Source organism: Lactobacillus sp. CBA3606, from assembly GCF_002970935.1.
GTDB lineage: Bacteria > Bacillota > Bacilli > Lactobacillales > Lactobacillaceae > Lactiplantibacillus.
In genome coordinates, this window is record NZ_CP027194.1 from 1318875 (window position 1) to 1335021 (window position 16147).

General features: G+C 44.2%; 18 protein-coding genes. 6 read left to right on the forward strand and 12 right to left on the reverse strand.

The window, feature by feature from the left end:
- Positions 1 to 21: 21 nt before the first annotated feature.
- Positions 22 to 666 carry an SDR family oxidoreductase gene (locus C5Z26_RS06510; RefSeq protein ID WP_105449167.1) on the reverse strand — a complete coding sequence of 215 codons (645 nt, stop codon included), beginning with the start codon at positions 664 to 666 and terminating at the stop codon, positions 22 to 24.
- A gap of 147 nt (positions 667 to 813) precedes the next feature.
- On the opposite strand from C5Z26_RS06510, the gene C5Z26_RS06515 reads away from it, so the two are divergent.
- The 3 genes from C5Z26_RS06515 (at position 814) to C5Z26_RS06525 (ending at position 3717) form a co-directional block, all read left to right on the forward strand.
- Positions 814 to 1962: a low temperature requirement protein A gene (locus tag C5Z26_RS06515; protein WP_105449168.1), complete on the forward strand. Its 1149-nt coding sequence runs from the start codon at positions 814 to 816 to the stop codon at positions 1960 to 1962.
- Positions 1963 to 1984: 22 nt separating this feature from the next.
- Positions 1985 to 2857 carry a helix-turn-helix domain-containing protein gene (locus C5Z26_RS06520; RefSeq protein ID WP_105449169.1) on the forward strand — a complete coding sequence of 291 codons (873 nt, stop codon included), beginning with the start codon at positions 1985 to 1987 and terminating at the stop codon, positions 2855 to 2857.
- A gap of 68 nt (positions 2858 to 2925) precedes the next feature.
- Positions 2926 to 3717, forward strand: a complete 792-nt coding sequence (locus C5Z26_RS06525) for a Cof-type HAD-IIB family hydrolase (protein WP_105449170.1) — start codon at positions 2926 to 2928, stop codon at positions 3715 to 3717.
- A 134-nt stretch (positions 3718 to 3851) separates the two neighbouring features.
- Here C5Z26_RS06525 and C5Z26_RS06530 read toward each other — a convergent pair whose 3' ends face one another.
- The 3 genes from C5Z26_RS06530 to C5Z26_RS06540 form a co-directional block, all read right to left on the reverse strand.
- Positions 3852 to 5618, reverse strand: a complete 1767-nt coding sequence (locus tag C5Z26_RS06530; protein ID WP_105449171.1) for an ABC transporter ATP-binding protein — start codon at positions 5616 to 5618, stop codon at positions 3852 to 3854.
- Between the two features lie 20 nt (positions 5619 to 5638).
- Positions 5639 to 6175, reverse strand: a complete 537-nt coding sequence (locus C5Z26_RS06535; RefSeq protein ID WP_105449172.1) for a MarR family winged helix-turn-helix transcriptional regulator — start codon at positions 6173 to 6175, stop codon at positions 5639 to 5641.
- Positions 6176 to 6312: 137 nt separating this feature from the next.
- Complete coding sequence (locus tag C5Z26_RS06540; RefSeq protein WP_105449173.1) at positions 6313 to 7251, reverse strand: NADP-dependent oxidoreductase; 939 nt, start codon at positions 7249 to 7251, stop codon at positions 6313 to 6315.
- A 177-nt stretch (positions 7252 to 7428) separates the two neighbouring features.
- Here C5Z26_RS06540 and C5Z26_RS06545 point away from each other — a divergent pair, with 177 nt between their 5' ends.
- Positions 7429 to 7986 carry a Crp/Fnr family transcriptional regulator gene (locus C5Z26_RS06545; protein ID WP_105449174.1) on the forward strand — a complete coding sequence of 186 codons (558 nt, stop codon included), beginning with the start codon at positions 7429 to 7431 and terminating at the stop codon, positions 7984 to 7986.
- A 77-nt stretch (positions 7987 to 8063) separates the two neighbouring features.
- Positions 8064 to 8660, forward strand: a complete 597-nt coding sequence (locus tag C5Z26_RS06550; protein WP_105449175.1) for an NAD(P)H-dependent oxidoreductase — start codon at positions 8064 to 8066, stop codon at positions 8658 to 8660.
- Between the two features lie 139 nt (positions 8661 to 8799).
- Here the strand turns inward: C5Z26_RS06550 and C5Z26_RS06555 are convergent, their stop codons facing one another.
- Positions 8800 to 9951, reverse strand: a complete 1152-nt coding sequence (locus C5Z26_RS06555; protein ID WP_234005645.1) for a family 8 glycosyl hydrolase — start codon at positions 9949 to 9951, stop codon at positions 8800 to 8802.
- Between the two features lie 224 nt (positions 9952 to 10175).
- Positions 10176 to 11042 carry an aldo/keto reductase gene (locus tag C5Z26_RS06560; RefSeq protein WP_199774957.1) on the reverse strand — a complete coding sequence of 289 codons (867 nt, stop codon included), beginning with the start codon at positions 11040 to 11042 and terminating at the stop codon, positions 10176 to 10178.
- A gap of 137 nt (positions 11043 to 11179) precedes the next feature.
- On the opposite strand from C5Z26_RS06560, the gene C5Z26_RS06565 reads away from it, so the two are divergent.
- Positions 11180 to 11452: a type II toxin-antitoxin system PemK/MazF family toxin gene (locus tag C5Z26_RS06565; protein ID WP_105449176.1), complete on the forward strand. Its 273-nt coding sequence runs from the start codon at positions 11180 to 11182 to the stop codon at positions 11450 to 11452.
- A 125-nt stretch (positions 11453 to 11577) separates the two neighbouring features.
- Here the strand turns inward: C5Z26_RS06565 and C5Z26_RS06570 are convergent, their stop codons facing one another.
- From C5Z26_RS06570 to C5Z26_RS06595, 6 genes are all read right to left on the reverse strand, one after another.
- A complete protein-coding gene (locus tag C5Z26_RS06570) occupies positions 11578 to 12039 on the reverse strand; it encodes a PTS glucose transporter subunit IIA (RefSeq protein WP_105449177.1) in 462 nt (153 codons plus the stop codon).
- 148 nt (positions 12040 to 12187) lie between these two features.
- Entirely contained in the window at positions 12188 to 12559 is a 372-nt protein-coding gene (locus C5Z26_RS06575; RefSeq protein WP_105449178.1) for a hypothetical protein, read from the reverse strand.
- A 167-nt stretch (positions 12560 to 12726) separates the two neighbouring features.
- A complete protein-coding gene (locus C5Z26_RS06580; RefSeq protein WP_105449179.1) occupies positions 12727 to 13497 on the reverse strand; it encodes an acetoin reductase in 771 nt (256 codons plus the stop codon).
- 12 nt (positions 13498 to 13509) lie between these two features.
- Complete coding sequence (locus C5Z26_RS06585) at positions 13510 to 14367, reverse strand: MetQ/NlpA family ABC transporter substrate-binding protein (RefSeq protein WP_105449180.1); 858 nt, start codon at positions 14365 to 14367, stop codon at positions 13510 to 13512.
- A 15-nt stretch (positions 14368 to 14382) separates the two neighbouring features.
- On the reverse strand, positions 14383 to 15054 hold the full coding sequence (locus C5Z26_RS06590) for a methionine ABC transporter permease (RefSeq protein WP_105449181.1): 672 nt from the start codon (positions 15052 to 15054) through the stop codon (positions 14383 to 14385).
- Positions 15054 to 16124, reverse strand: a complete 1071-nt coding sequence (locus C5Z26_RS06595) for a methionine ABC transporter ATP-binding protein (RefSeq protein WP_105449182.1) — start codon at positions 16122 to 16124, stop codon at positions 15054 to 15056. The genes C5Z26_RS06590 and C5Z26_RS06595 overlap by 1 nt, the downstream gene beginning before the upstream one ends.
- Positions 16125 to 16147: the final 23 nt, after the last annotated feature.

The following is a 16147-nucleotide window of genomic DNA, read 5'->3' on the forward strand; positions in this document are numbered from 1 at the left end:
TTTAGCACTCCTCTATTTCAATTAATTAAACCAAGCAGGTTGGTCACCATCCGTATTCGGCTGGTTCAAACCAACACTTGCCCGTAAATAAGTGTTAGGGGTCGCAATCAATTGTAAGATAAAGTCAGCGACACTAGCTCGTGAGACTTCAGTGCCTTTAAAGGCAGTCCCTTTGGCGGTTAATTCATAATCAATCGCTGGCTTATCGCTTAACCAAGCGGGCCGTAACATCGTATAAGCCAATGATGAGGCTTCGATTAACGCTGCAGCTTTACGAAAGCCGGGTAAAAAGTCTGCAATCATCGTTTCGTTCCAAGCACCAAAAGCACCGGGAACTTCATGATAGACACCCAACGAGTTAATAAAAATTAACCGCTGTTGCTTAGTCGCAGTCATCGCAGCTATGATACTAGCCGTTTGATCAGCCAGATTACGGCCCCCAACATTAGAATACACCAAATCAACCCCAATCATGGCATTTTCTAACGCGGCGGTATCTAAAACATCACCATCAATTAACGTTACACGTGGATTGTCTTGATATTGATTAAGCCGGGCAGCATTTCTTAAAAATAAGACTAACTCATGATCCGTTTCAGCCAATAGTCGTTTAATGGCGAGTTGCGCCGTTTTACCATAAGCCCCAATAATTAAAATTTTTGTCATTGTTAAAAACCTCCATGTTTGAATCTTGGCTTCACTATATCGCTTATAACCGACTCTAAGGCAAGCCTTAAAACTGCATTTTTTATCTAAATATTACCGATTGCGGTATTATTAAACTAAATTAACCATCTAGAAAGTAGGTTTACGATGAACTTCAACTTGTGGGGCACGCCCCGAGCCATTACCCAACGGATGCAAGAACGTAAGATTTCTTGGGTCGAATTGTTTTCAGATTTAGTATTTGTTGTGATTATTCATAGTCTTGTCACTGAATTAGCAGCGAACTTCTCACTGTCAGGCTTTGCTAGCTTTACGCTTGTCTTTCTCTTCATTTTTAATAGTTGGAATAATTCCGTCTTGTTTTTTGATTTACATGGCCGCCAAAATTTACGAATGGTCGTCTTTGCGATTCTACAAATCATCACCATTAGTTTTGTGGCCCTCTTTATTCCGAACTTCTTTGAACATGATTTCAAATTGTTCGCTTTAGCGTATTTTGTCAACCAAGCGCTGTGGCTCTACTTATGGGGGTCCACCATTCGCTTTGATCCGGCGCATAAGTTAACGGTCATGCCCTATGTGACGGCCTATAGTCTAGGCGAGCTATTATTAATTGCCGTGTTTTTTATCACCCAACCGACTTGGCAATTAACCCTACTAATCGTGGCACTGGGATTATTTTTAGAAATATTACTGCTTGAGCAAGGGCGTTTTAACCAAGAATTCAAGCAACGCAAAATTCCATTCGCTTTATCGAGCGCCCTCCTTGAACGTTATGGCTTATTTACAATGATTATTCTCGGCGAATCACTGGCCGGATTAATTGAAAAGATTAGTGAACATCAAACTAGCTATCATTATTTACTATTCTTAAGCCTGATGCTAGGGGTTGTCGGCATGTGGTACGTGTATTATTCCCTCATGGACGACTTACAAGTGAGCGGCACCGCCTATTGGCAACTTTCAGTTTTTCGGGGCTTCCATGCGGCCTTTATCTTAGTCTTAACACTGCAAGCCTTCTTCCTCGATCAATTGGCAACGTCACACCTTGATATCATGCGTGCTGGTTTTGTTGCCTCAATTGTTGCGGCATTATGGCTCTTAATCGTGATGATTAATTATGACCACCAACCAGAACAAGTTAAAAACAGCTGGGCATTAGGCATCGCCAGTCTCTTAATCATGTTCACTTTACTGCTACCAACCTTAGCGATGATCTTGGTAGTCAGTCTGTTACTGATTGCCGTTGGCCTGCATAAAGAAATCCTGAAAAGCCGTATTTCGGCACACGACTAACTAAAAGATGAGGTCTTTCCTATTGAAAATTCGTCATGAAACGGTGCAACCCATCCCAAGGTTGCCCTTTAAGTATTATGAACATGATCCCTCAACATCGATTAATGTCGCTCCGCATTGGCATCAAGGCATCGAGCTGAATTATCTGGCCACGGGCACCACGCTAAAAGTCGTCACTGATGGGCAAACTACCGACTATCACCCCGGGGATTTATGGGTCATCAATCGCCGGGCCGTCCATAGTACGACGGGCATTGCCAACGCTGATTGGCGTGAATTTGGCTTAATTATTGATGATGACTTTTTGCAGACACAATTACCTGCTAGCGAAAATTGGCAACTGGTCTTAAATGGTCCGCCGGCTGAAAAGGAACATCCAGCCGCTTATGCGGCGATTCGGCAAGACTTGATAACCATTCATGACACCCTTACAACGGGCCTGACGGACTTATCCCGGCTCACTATTTTAAGTCACTTTTATGACTTGTTACATGCCTTAGCCACTACCTTTAACCGGCCTACTAGTCCCAATACGGTTAATCCCAACTTAAATTTGGTCGATCAAGTGATGGCGCAGATTAACCATGACTACGCCCAACCCATTACAGGGGCCACCTTAGCAGCGACTTATCACGTTTCGCTAACTACTTTGAATCAGCAGTTCAATACCAATCTACAACTTTCGGTGAACCGCTATTTACGCCTCATTCGGCTCATGAACGCTCGCCGCTTGCTCTTAGAAACCGACCGTAAGATTGATTACATTGCCGCTAGCTGTGGCTTTAGTAATCGTAAAACCCTCAATCGTAATTTTCAGAGTTGGAAAGGCTGCACGCCGACTGCCTATCGACAAACTTTCACGAAATATCATCAAATTGACGCTAACTGCCGCTGAAAATGTCCCTTTTAAGTCGTTAAAACGTGCTAAGCTACCCTTATCAAACAAATAAAGGAGCTTTTTATATGTATAACTTAATCGCAACGGATATGGATGGCACTTTTTTACGCGCGGATATGACCTATGACGAAGCCAAGTTTGCCCAACTTTATCAACAGTTACAGCAACAACAGATCCAGTTCGTTGTCGCTAGTGGCAATCAGTATTTTCAACTCCGGTCATTTTTTGAGGCTTATCCAGACATTATTTACTTAGCCGAAAATGGGGCCTACATTCGTGATGCCAACCAGACGTATGCCATTCACGCCTTTGAACCCGCGACCGTCACTAAAATATTAGCTCAGCTGACTAAAATTCAGGATTTGCATATTTTGGTTTGCGGCGTCAAAAGTGCCTATGCCCTCAGTAGCTATGATCCCCAATATGTTGATGGTATGCGGCAATACTATCATCACTTAGCTGTCGTTGACGATTTTACGATGATTGATGATCAGGTGCTAAAGATTGCCTTAAGCTGTCCACCTGAAAAAACCACTGCCATCGTCGCCTTATTACGACCAATGTTAGCCGGACTCGCTGAACCAACCAGTAGTGGTCATGGCGATATTGACTTAATCCAACCCGGTCTCAATAAAGCCGCCGGACTTAAAGAACTAGGCCAACACTTAAACCTTGATTTAAGTACCATGGTCGCCTTTGGTGATGGTGGAAATGATTTAGAAATGTTGCGTGAAGTTGGCCTAGGCGTCGCCATGCAAAATGCCCAACCTGCAGTGGCAGCGGTGGCTGATCAGCAGACGACCACTAATCAGGAACAAGGCGTCCTCAGCTTTATTGATCACTTATTAACGGTCTAACTCACTAAAATCATCCGCGCCAAAAAGCCTAAAAATAATCGCCGCAAGAATTGATCAAATTCTTGTGGCGATTATTTAGTAGTGGTCAGCAAGGCTGCCGCTTAAGCCGACTTTTATCCCACGCTGATTAATTATTATTCTTTAAACTGAATCTTCACATAATCACGATATAACGGTAAGCTTGTCATCAATTCTTGATGCGTCCCATGCCCACTAACATGGCCTTGTTCAATAAAGTAAATTGCATCAGCATCCACAATTGTGCTCAACCGATGGGCAATAATTAAAGTTGTCCGCCCCTTCATCAATTCACCTAATGCTTTTTGCACCATGGCTTCAGATTCAGAATCCAAGCTAGCGGTAGCTTCATCCAGCATCAGAATCTTCGGATCACGTAAGAACGCCCGAGCAATTGCTAACCGTTGCCGTTGACCGCCACTCACTTTAACGCCCCGTTCACCAACTTCAGTATCTAAGCCAGCCGGCATCGCTTTAACGAATTGATCCGCAAAAGCTAATTGCAAGACCCGCCATAACTCATCATCCGTAAAGTCTTTTTCAAACCCATACGTTAAGTTATGTCGAATCGTGCCGGCCATAATCGCTGAATCTTGACTAACGTAGCCAATTTGTGAGCGCCAATCGCTTAAGTTTAAGCCTGAAACATCTTGCCCACCAATCGTCACTTGACCACTTTGCGGTTGATAGTAGCGTTCCAACAAACCAAAAATCGTGGATTTACCACCACCCGAAGGTCCGGCAAATGCGACAACGGTATTCGGTTTTGCTTCAAAGTTGACGTCGTGTAAGATTGGTTGCCCATCCTCATACGCAAAGTCCACGTGAGTCATCGCTAACGTCTGGTCAGTGACTGATTGGACTGGGCCGGTCACCAACGCTTCTTCTGGTTCATTCAATAAGTCCCGCACTCGGGCCGTCGAACCATTGGCTTTTGACAGATCCATAAAGAAACGGGCTAACGTACCAGCCGGGCCGATGATTTGGAAAAGATACATCAAGAATGACACCAATGTCCCCATCGACATTGTCCCGCTTGCGACCCGTGCCGCCGCATACACCAAAACACCTACGAATAAGGCTAACATACTAGCAGTCATCACAGGACCCGCAATTGAATCATAAATGGCCTCTTTCAGGCCAATGCGGTATAACTTTTGAATCTGCGTTAATCCCGTTTGGGTTTCATAAATTTCTGCGTTCGATGATTTAACCAACCGAATTTCACTTAACGTTTCATCCGTTTCACCGCTAAACTTAGCTAAAGCTTCTTGCCGTTGCCAGCCCACTTTATTCGTCTGTTGCATGATTGGCAACATGACTAACATAACTAATGGCACCGCCACGACCATAATTGCCGTCATCTTCCAATCCATGAACGCCATAATTGCTAGCGCCCCGACCAATTGTAGGAGTGACGTCACCATTTGTGGAAAAGAATTCGCCAACAGGTCTTTAATCTGTGTCGAATCATTCACCAATCGTGAGGTCATCTCACCTGTTTTGACATTATCAAAATAACTGACCTTTAGCCGTACCAGTTTCTGCCATAACGTTGACCGTAAATTAGCCACGACATTTTCACCAAAAACACCCAGTAAGGCCCCTGAAACAGCACTCACTACCGCACTCAAGACAAATAAGACAATGACCCCGACCATTAACGGCTGATTGAGGGCATGCCCAAAACCATTGATCAGCTGTTGTGCTAACTTTGGCACGGCTAATTGCGCACCGGTCGCCAACAACCCTAATCCTAATCCCAGCCACAATTGCCAATATTTTGGCTTAGTTTGCCGAATTAAACTTAAAAACCCACGAAAATTAAATTTGCCAGCCGAACGCTTTTTACCCGTGCTCGGGGCGGTCATACGACGATCCATGCGTGTGCCTCCACTTTATCTTAATTAAACCAATGCCGATTCCAACCACCCGGCTGTTGCGGCCAGTCGCCACGACCATGGGGCATGAAATCAGTCAAACTCACATCTTCAGCACGATGGTTCAGCTTCATTAACAATCGTTGCAATTCAGCCTGCTCACTCGCTGTTAAATCCCCAAATAACTGGTCAGCTAAATCATCGAATTGCGTCGCGCGCTGATCAAATAATCGTTGCCCACGTTCACTTAAACGGACAATGACAACTCGCTTATCTGAAGTGCTAGGGACCCGTTCAACCAATTCTGCTGCCGCTAACCGCTTAATGGTTGCACTCACTGAACTAGGTCGAATATCTAACACTTCTGAAATTTCAGCATTCGTTAACCCCGCGGGGCTTTGCGCTAAAATCTGTAATAACCGCATCTGCCCGCGGCCACTACCATGATGGGGACCACCGTGATGCATAAAGTCTCGTTGATGCATGACTGCCATAAAAAATAGACGATTTTGCATGAGCTTGCCAAAACTTTCAAATAACGTTCGACTCATATCTGCCATTTTAAAAATCCTCCTCGTTAAGTTGAATGATAATTATGTTAGCACTTTAGTTAGTTTTTGACAATAAAAACTAACTAAATAATTGAATTAACCGCCTACCCCGCTAAAAAAGGCCGGATAGGCGGTGTTTGGAATACTTATTTTGCCATCGAAATCACAATTTTTCCGTGACTATGATGACTTTCACTTAATTGATGAGCCGTTCGTAATCCCGCTTGGGTAAATGGTAAGACCCGGTCAATCACAACTTGGACCGTTCCCGCCACCACCATCGCACCAAGTTCAGCTAACTGTTTCCCATTAGTTTGGAGCCACCACGTTGAAACATCTTGGCTGGCAGCTTGCTGTTGTTCAGTGAGCTGCGCATCAATCGTCACCAGGCGCCCCTGTGGTTTAAGAATTGCTAAGCCATCATCAACTGCACTAACAGTGTCAAAAACGGCATCATAATCATGCAAGACCGCTGTAATATTATGTTCATGATAGTCAATAACTTCGTCAGCACCCAACCGCTCGAGTAACGGCCGCTGAGCCGCACTAGCGGTCGTGGCAACATAGGCGCCTAAGGCTTTTGCAATTTGAATCGCAAATAGCCCAACACCACCGGCCCCGGCTTGAATCAACACCTTATCACCAGCTTGCACGTGTAACCGATCTTTAACGACTTGATAAGCAGTCAGGCCAGCTAATGGGATTGCCGCCGCCGTCTGCCAATCAATCGCCGCTGGCTTTAAAGCTAGTTTATCTGCTTTAACGGCCGCAAATTCAGCATACGTGCCCCGCGTCCCGTCTTGATAAGTATCGGGCCGAGCAAAAACTTCGTCACCCACTTTAAAGCCAGTCACATCAGTTCCGACGGCGGTAATCACGCCGGATAAATCCCAACCTAAAACAATGGGAAAGTCCCAGTGCATCATGCCCTGCATTAAACCTAAACGGGCCTTCCAATCAATCGGGTTAATTGAAGTTGCCTTAAGTTCAACCAATACTTCATCGGCCGCCATCGTTGGCATCGGTAATTCAGTCATCGTCAACTCGTCAGCATCACCGTATTGATTAATTACAACTGCTTGCATCGCTTCCACTCCTTAAATAACTATTAGTGCCATTAATTGTAACTTTCACCGGTGACATCGTCAAAAGTTAAGTCGCCAAAGTAACCGATAACCGTCCAGTCACTAACTAGGTCAACTTGACACTTGTTCGGTATAATAACCTAAGGCTTAAATCAAAGATTACCGAGGTCACAACGAATGGACGCTTATTTTAAAACTCAAATTCCTGTTTTCAACCAACATTGGGCTGAAATTGCGCCGCTTTTCACTGCCATGACAGTTCCTGAAAAAACAACCTTGTTACGTGAAGGCGATATCGCTCATAACATTTACTTTGTCGATGCAGGGGCCGTCCGACTTTGGCACAATGATGATGGCCGTGATATTACGGTACAGTTCTTCTTTGAGAATCAAATCGTCGCTTCTTTTCAAAGTCTAACTGAACAAACCCCGAGTCAGTTCTCGTTAGAAACTTTAGCGCCAACTCAGCTTACGAAATTATCGTACCCTCACTTTAACCAGCTCGTCGAAAAATACCCGGCACTCCAACAGACGATGACTCATCAGATTAGTGCCCGTTTTATGACTTACATGACTTATTTTTTATCGCGGATTCAAAATAATCCTGAACAGCGGGTCATTGATTTAATGGCTAATGAACCGGAGATTTTAGCGCGCGTGCCACACCATTATATCGCCTCTTACCTAGGAATGACGCCGGTCTCTTTTAGTCGGATTCAAAAACGACTACGCTAATTAACAATTGTTAAGGCGGATAACTTCATTTGAGTTTAGACTAAGTCACAACTTAAACTTGAAAGAGGTTATTTTTTATGAAAACTGTCATTATTTTCGATCATCCTTATACCGCAACCGCTAGCAATAACCAACCCCACCACCGCGCTTTTTTGGCCGCTTTACTGCAACAAGTCCGGCAACAACTAACGACTGCGGGACAAGATGTTGACTTAATTGATTTGCATGCCGATAGTTTTAACCCCGTTATGTCAGCGACCGACCTTGCCCATTGGCGACAAGGCGTGCCGATTGACGCTCAGTGTGCCGATTACCAACGGCGCCTAGCAGACGCTGATCGACTTATTTTCATGTTTCCGGTCTGGTGGGAAGTCATGCCAGCAATGACGAAAGGCTTCTTAGATAAAGTCTACGCCAAAACAATCTTGTATAACGCAAAAACCATGCAGACGACTTTAGTCAAGCAACCTCAGATTGATATTATAACTACCATGAGCACGCCCAACTGGGCTTACCGGTTATTGTTTGGAGCACCACTTGCCAAGCTATTATTTCGTGGCACGTTTCTAAAAACTCGACTTTGGCATTTCAAATGGTATAACTTCGCCCAACTCACGCAAAAAACACCACAACAACGGCAGACGTTATTGCGGCAATTTAAGTTAAAGCTTTAGTGTACTGATGGGGCAAAAGTCAGTGTGTTGGCGACCATTAATATAAACTCGGCGGTCACTTCTTGAAAGTGACTGCCGAGTTTTTGTGCCTTGACCTTTGTGACAAATCGCAGCACCTTTTGCCCCCAATACTTTACGCCTATTCATCGGCGGCTAAACTGGTCAGCACTTGTAATGTCGTGGCGTAATAATCATTACTATTAATCTTGTTTGTCAGGGTGGCGCCAATCTTTTTCGTCAACGTTGCGTTCCTCATCACCTGGGCGGCATACGCAATCGGTGCCTTAAAGGCCACACTTTGATAATTCCCCACAACCGTTCCATCTAACTGATAGACCGCTTTTATTTGTGACTGATTAGCAAAAAAAGTTAACATTTTTTGCAGGGCCTGCTTACTGATTGCATCATGATCCGTCGCATACGTGGCCGCCAGTCGCCATGGCACGCGGCATGCGTTGTAGGCATATTGGTTATCTTCCGCATGATTGCTCGTGACTGCCGTCATGGTTAGGTTGGCGCCACTGATCGTAATCATATCTGGGAAAAGTCCGGTCGTCGTCCGTGCACTCAACTTAGCAATGGCCCGTTGACTGTTGGTAGCGGCATGTTGCCAGAAAGTGGCTTTAGTAAACGTCGCAAATAACTTAAAATGTGTCGTCATTAAGTCCGAAGTTCGCACTAAATTAGCGCTATCCGTTCCGGTCGCCCAGCTGCCCAACCGTGGTAAATAAGTCGTAGGATTCATCTCATGCGCTTGAATGGCAGCTAATAACTGGTTAGCTGCCTGACGATAATTGTTTTTAGCCGTACTACCCCATTTTTTATCCGCCAAAATCAAGGCATAGGCGATATCCAAGTCGCCATCCGTCGCACTATTCTGTTCCGTGCTAACGCTGTTCATCTGCCCATTTCGTTGTTGCTGTTCCCACATCATCAATGGATTTTTAGCCGAAATTTGATGCGCCTGATAATAATGATATAAACGATTAAACGTCGCTTGATTCCGGGCCCCCTGTTGTGCCGCTAAGATGGTGGCTAACATGCCATAACCTTGGGCTTCAGATACCGTTTTTAGGGCGCCTTTACTGTCATTAGTTTTCACAAATTGTTGTTTATTACTACCACTCAAATAAGCCGCACACCACTGATTATATTGTCGCACGGCCCGAGTAGTCACTGGCTGTGATTTAGTCGTTTTACTTTTGGTCGCATGCCCCACACTCACAAAAATTATCAGTGCCACTACCAGCACACTACCACTAACTAATCCCAGCATTTGTTTGCCTTTCACTCGTCTTCAATCCCCTCACTATCTACTTTCCTAAAATCCATTCTACACCCTGAACTAGGGGGAATTGCCAAAATTATTTTTTACTGAACAATCCTATCCGTCCAGCACTAACGGTTTTTAGAAACAAATTTGCTAGCTATCGCTAAATAAAGCCGTCACCCCAATTGAAGTGACGGCTTTATTTTAGCTAAGTTGAGATATTGATATGATTTAAGACTCGTACCTTAATGTAATTGTTTTAAGCTAGATCCGAAGATTTGTTCAATCGTTACAGGGTCTCGGTGGTCGAAGAATTGACTGACGCTTTGATCTAAGGTTGCCATGGTTTGCATTTCAGCTGGACTCAAGTCAAAATCAAAGACCGCCATATTCTCAACCATCCGCGCCGGATGCACCGATTTAGGAATCACTGTAATCCCACGTTGTAATAACCAACGCAAGATAACTTGGCCGGTCGTTTTGCCATGAGCCTGCGCAATTGCTGTAATCGTCGGATTCGTAAAAATACCATTCTTACCTTCCGCAAAGGGTGCCCACGCTTCAACCCGCACCTCTGACTGTTGAGCAAATTGAACCTCTGTCGGCTGTTGATACCACGGATTCACTTCAATTTGGTTGATAACCGGCTTAACCGTCATCGTTAACATTAGATTCTGCAACTGATCGGCATAAAAGTTGGAGACCCCGATCGCCCGAATTTTACCCGCATGGTAGGCTTCTTCTAAAGCCCGCCAAGCCCCCATCGTATCACCATAGGGTTGGTGCAATAAGTATAAGTCTAAATAATCTAATCCCAATCGTTTGAGTGAGTCGTCAATCCCTTGCTTCGCACGTTCATAGGTGAATTCAGAAACCCACAGCTTTGACGTGATAAAGAGTTCATCACGGGCAATGCCACTCTTTTTAATGGCTTGTCCCACGGCCGTTTCATTTTGGTACGCTGTCGCAGTATCAATTAAGCGATACCCTGCTTGTAAAGCTGCTGTCACGGCTGCCTCGCATTGGTCTAAATCTGGCACTTGGAAAACCCCGAAACCGAGTTGCGGCATTTCAACCCCATTATTTAATGTGATCATTGGTATTTTTGTCATCTTTACTCGTCCAACCTTTCATCGTTTGAATAAGACTACTATAACCGCAAAACCATCAGTTGAAAATTACTAGATAATCATGCTAGTATACGGACAACGCATACTAGGGGGGCTGGCGACAGGTTAGCTCATTATTTATTCCAAGCCGTGGTCATGAACAGATGAATAAGCGGCCGGCCATTGCTCTAAGTAATGATTTAGTCTGTCAGACAAGTAACATGACGATTGTGGCTCCAATTAGCAGTACCGAGCGTAATTTTCCGATGTATCATCGACTAACTAGTAGTCAAACTGTATATGGAAAAGTATTATTAGATCAAGCAATGGCCTTAGATTTGCAGGCAAGATATATCACTGACGAAGCTATTGTCGATCATGTATCGCATGAAGAATTAGAACTCAAAAGTTAAATTTTTCCGTTCTAAATTCATCAATCATTCCTTCACGTGCATCTTTAGGTGGATCACTATAGATCGTTGTACAGTAAAGCCCCGGCATGCCGGGGCTTTACTGTACAATTCAATTTTAAGACCGGTTAACCACGAACTTTCAATGTCGCTAATTGATCGCCTTGTGAGACGAGTCCGGTTTTTTCAACTTCCACATCATCCGCCGCTTGGTTACTTAAACCACAGCTAACAATCGCCGAGGCATCCGCAGCGTGAATGGCATTAACATCAAGCATTGCTAACGACTCATTCACACTAAGTTGGTCGCCCACCGCAACGTGCCAATCGAAGAGTTGGTCATCTAAATCGGCCACTGGTTGACCTAATTGGACCACGTATTCGCAGCCAAAGTCAGCTGACAAAGTAATGGACTGTTTCGTGAGTTGCGTAACAGTCCCCGCTAAGGGCGCATGAATCTCACCTTCCATGGGTTCAATCGCAAACCCACTTTGAACCTTAGTTTCACCAGCTTGACGTAAATCAACATACATCCCATTCACGGGCGCTACTAATTTAATTTGGTGTTTTCGCTGAAATAATTTCATCATAATAAAACCCTCCAATAAGTTAGTCCTAACTAGCCGGTGGCCACCAGCTGCTAGTTGGCCTGAACTGCTTTTTGATTCAACCCCACTATAAGTTATCGAACGGGTTTCAAGTCAAGCACTTTCATTAACTTTTTTGGCGAGTCCGCTTTTAAGTAGCTTGTGACTCATCTTGAACCTGGTAACCATTCACGATTAACTGGTTTTTGAACCAAGTATCGAACATATAGCCATACCAAATACCGCCTAATAAATTAATGACGAGTTGGAGTCCGGTCGCAACTAACACTTCTGCCAGCATGTTGATTGTCATTAACGCCAAAAATGGGACCAGCGCTTTGACCAAGAAGAATTGCGTCCGATACCGCATGCTAAACAAGGCATAAAACCAAGTGAACAAAAACGCCCACCAGTTAAATGATCCCCGAACTTTTTTAGTGATGACCTGACCATCAACCGTCTTTACTAACGTTAAATCCTGTTTAACGCGCCCACTAAAATTAAACCAATCTGCAAAAGTCATCTGTTTGCCTCCGAATTTATAATTACCTGTCACAATATATTACTATCATAACAGAACTTATTTATGAATTTGGTTTAGTCGTTCTGGCTAACGCTTAATCAACGGTTGCCGGTCAACAAAAAAATCACCCTAACTGATTAAAGTTAAGGTGACTGACTTGCTCATGCCTAGTGAAAACGCATGCCGCCGTCGACTAGCAATGATTGCCCTGTAATATAACCGGCAGCGGGCGACGCAAACCATGCGACCACTTCGGCAACATCGGCCGGCACCGCTTCACGACCGAGGGCAATTTCGGTTAAGACTGCTGCTTGTTGTTCTGGGACCGTCACATGCTTGATTGCTGCCGTTTTACGATCAATTGCATCTCGCATCGGTGTCCGCACAACGCCTGGATTGTAAGCATTCACAGTAATTTTATCAACGGCTAACTCCTTAGCTGCCGCTTGGGTTAACCCACGAATACCGAACTTAGAGGCCGAATAGGCACTTTGGAGTGCGGAGGCTTCAACGCTTGCTAACGACGCAGCATTCACGATTCGACCACCGTGACCTTGTGTTTTGAACTGTTCGGCAGCCGCTTGAATCCCCCAATAAGTTCCTTTCAAGTTAACATCAAATAATCGTTCAACTTGGGCCGGATCTGAATCAACGAAAGCGTCAATGAACGCAACCCCCGCATTATTGACATAAACGGCCAACTCGCCCAAATCTCGAACTGCTTGCTGAACTAAGTCAAAGACTTCACTGCGCTGGGCCACGTCAACTTGATAAAACTTTGCAGGATACCCAGTTGCCTGTAGTTTAGCCGCAACCTGCGCGCCCGTTTTGGGATTAATATCAGCGACCGCAATCGCATAACCATCTTGAGCAAGTCGTTGGGCAATCCCAGCACCAATCCCTTGTCCCGCACCGGTGATAATTGCTAATTTTGTCATTGAAGTAACCTCCTATTTAAAGTATGATTCTGGTTTATTGACATCAATTTTAGTGCCGTAATAGGTCTGCTTAATGTACTTTTGAATATCAGCCCGTTGATATAATTTAATTAATTTTTGATAGCTCTTTTTATGCTTATTCTTTGCTGCTGTCGCCAAGATATTAATATTATCCTTCGTGCTTTGATCAACTTTTTCATGATAAATCGAATCCGTTAAGACGTGTAAATGACCTTCTAATGCCACCGTATTTGAGATTAAGACTGCGTCCACTTGTTTAATAATCCGCGGGCCCGTGGTATCGTCAATTTGTTTGAATTTTAAGTGTTTAGGATTCGCCTTAATATCTTTAATCGTTCCTAGGATGCCAAAGTCCGATTTCAAGGTAATCAGCCCGGCCTTTTGTAATAATAATAAGCCCCGCGCAGCTTGCGATGGATTATTAGCAATCGCAATCGTCGCCCCAGCTGGAATCTGACTAACCCGTTGATACTTCTTCGAATAGATCCCCATTGGTTCTAAGTAAGTGGTCCCCAGCGTTGCTAACTTGGCCTTGGGATTTTGTTGATTATAAGTTAAATAATACGACCATGATTGGAACGCATTAACGTCCACGTCACCTTGAGCCGTGGCTTTATTCAGCTGAACACCATCCGTAATTTGTTTGACTTTAATCTTCAAACCAAGCTGTTTTGCATCCTTAGTTTTGGCAATATGCTGCCAAATATTATAGTCGGACCCTTGCGACCCCACCACAATTGTATCGGTATGACTAGCTTGGGTGGTTTGATGGCTACTAATCTGATGAATTCCCCAGCCACCGCCAAGCACGACAATAATGGCAATCAACCAACCGACTAATTTTTTCATTTAATCCACCTCAACTTAATTATGACTCACTTTTTTAGCTAACCAGTCGCCGAAGATCTGCACGGCAAATACCAGCACTAAAATAATAATCATGGCAACAAACGTAATATCATTTTCAAACCGTGCATAACCAATGCTGATGGCAATATCGCCTAAACCACCAGCACCAATTGCGCCCGCCATTGTGGTGAGCCCAATCAAGCTAATCACAGTGACAATGGAAACCCGAATTATATCTGGTAACCCTTCTTTTAAATAAACCCGAAAAATGATTTCAGTCGGGCTTGATCCCATTGATTGGGCGGCTTCGACGACGCCACTGTCCACATCTAACAACGCATTTTGAACCTGACGCGCATAAAACGGAAAAATACCAAAAATCAGTGGTACGAGCGATGCGGTTGTGCCGACGGTGGTCCCAACCAAGTAATTGGTCAAAGGCGAAATAACCGCTAATAAAATAATAAATGGAATCGACCGTAGTAGGTTTGTCAATTTATCTAAAATCGCATACGTTGTTCGATCGGCTAAAATACCTCCCGGCTGCGTCACCACTAATAAAACACCTAATAATAAGCCGAGGACCGCCGCGATAATCGCCGAGAAAAACGTCATGTATAATGTTTCTAACGTCGCTTGAATAAATTCACTTTTCATTTGTAAGACATTGGGAATTAAAGCTGCCATTAGGCCGTCGCCCCCTCAGTCACATTTTGTGCGGTTAAGAGTCGTGTCGTGACCCCGTCGCTAGTCCGCTTGGCAATTGCGGCATTAAACGCCACCAAATCACCAGTAATAATCGCAATCATATCTCCCACATTCTGACCATCAATTTGATCGATATTTGCAAACAATATATTGACATCTAAATGCAATTCTTGTGAATATTGCGAAATAATCCCTTGCTTAGTCGCATTGCCGATAAAGTTAAAATACATTAACTCTTGATTGGCGGCTAGCTCACTCAGCTTAATCGTTTTGGTAATTCGTTCAATCGCCGCTTTAACATTAGTCGAAGTTTCCACAAAATCAACTGTTAACGCTGCTTGAGGCGCCGTAAAGACTGCCGCCACTCGGCCCCGTTCAACAATTTTCCCGGCATCCATGACCGCAACATGATGACAGATGTGCTTAATGACTTGCATTTCATGCGTAATCAACACAATGGTTAGTCCTAAATCATGGTTTAGTTGTTGCAGTAATGAAAGAATCGACTTAGTCGTCTTCGGGTCTAACGCACTGGTCGCTTCATCCGAAATCAGAACTTCGGGATCATTAGCTAAAGCCCGGGCAATCGCGACTCGTTGCTTTTGACCACCTGATAGCTTAGTCGGATAAGTCTGCGCATAATCTGCTAGTCCAACAAGCTTTAATAAGCGGAAGGCCTTCGCTTGCCGATCAGTTTTACTTAGCTTTTGACTGAGTAAGGGATATTCCACATTGCCTAACACCGTCCGCGCTTTCATTAGATTAAAATGCTGAAAAATCATTCCGACTTTCTTTCGGGCCGTTCTTAAAGCAACCGGTGATAATTGTTGCAGGTGCTGACCATTAACGATTACCGTTCCCTTGGTCGGTTGCTGTAGCAAGTTAATCACCCGTACCAAGGTACTTTTACCGGCACCGGAATAGCCAATAATGCCATAAATATCACCCTTGTTAATCTGCAAATTAACGTCCTTGACGGCTGATAAAGGCTGCCCACCATTTTGAAACCTTACCGAAATATCTTTTAATTCAATAATTGCTGTTGCCATCTTACTCGCTCCCTCTAATCAGT

What these genes read in the sequence shown, in the direction of transcription:
- C5Z26_RS06510 (WP_105449167.1), bottom strand. Translation starts at nt 666, where the DNA reads ATGACAAAAATTTTAATTATTGGGGCTTATGGTAAAACGGCGCAACTC.
- C5Z26_RS06515 (WP_105449168.1), top strand. Translation starts at nt 814, where the DNA reads ATGAACTTCAACTTGTGGGGCACGCCCCGAGCCATTACCCAACGGATG.
- C5Z26_RS06525 (WP_105449170.1), top strand. Translation starts at nt 2,926, where the DNA reads ATGTATAACTTAATCGCAACGGATATGGATGGCACTTTTTTACGCGCG.
- C5Z26_RS06530 (WP_105449171.1), bottom strand. Translation starts at nt 5,618, where the DNA reads ATGGATCGTCGTATGACCGCCCCGAGCACGGGTAAAAAGCGTTCGGCT.
- C5Z26_RS06535 (WP_105449172.1), bottom strand. Translation starts at nt 6,175, where the DNA reads ATGGCAGATATGAGTCGAACGTTATTTGAAAGTTTTGGCAAGCTCATG.
- C5Z26_RS06540 (WP_105449173.1), bottom strand. Translation starts at nt 7,251, where the DNA reads ATGCAAGCAGTTGTAATTAATCAATACGGTGATGCTGACGAGTTGACG.
- C5Z26_RS06545 (WP_105449174.1), top strand. Translation starts at nt 7,429, where the DNA reads ATGGACGCTTATTTTAAAACTCAAATTCCTGTTTTCAACCAACATTGG.
- C5Z26_RS06550 (WP_105449175.1), top strand. Translation starts at nt 8,064, where the DNA reads ATGAAAACTGTCATTATTTTCGATCATCCTTATACCGCAACCGCTAGC.
- C5Z26_RS06560 (WP_199774957.1), bottom strand. Translation starts at nt 11,042, where the DNA reads ATGACAAAAATACCAATGATCACATTAAATAATGGGGTTGAAATGCCG.
- C5Z26_RS06570 (WP_105449177.1), bottom strand. Translation starts at nt 12,039, where the DNA reads ATGATGAAATTATTTCAGCGAAAACACCAAATTAAATTAGTAGCGCCC.
- C5Z26_RS06575 (WP_105449178.1), bottom strand. Translation starts at nt 12,559, where the DNA reads ATGACTTTTGCAGATTGGTTTAATTTTAGTGGGCGCGTTAAACAGGAT.
- C5Z26_RS06580 (WP_105449179.1), bottom strand. Translation starts at nt 13,497, where the DNA reads ATGACAAAATTAGCAATTATCACCGGTGCGGGACAAGGGATTGGTGCT.
- C5Z26_RS06585 (WP_105449180.1), bottom strand. Translation starts at nt 14,367, where the DNA reads ATGAAAAAATTAGTCGGTTGGTTGATTGCCATTATTGTCGTGCTTGGC.
- C5Z26_RS06590 (WP_105449181.1), bottom strand. Translation starts at nt 15,054, where the DNA reads ATGGCAGCTTTAATTCCCAATGTCTTACAAATGAAAAGTGAATTTATT.
- C5Z26_RS06595 (WP_105449182.1), bottom strand. Translation starts at nt 16,124, where the DNA reads ATGGCAACAGCAATTATTGAATTAAAAGATATTTCGGTAAGGTTTCAA.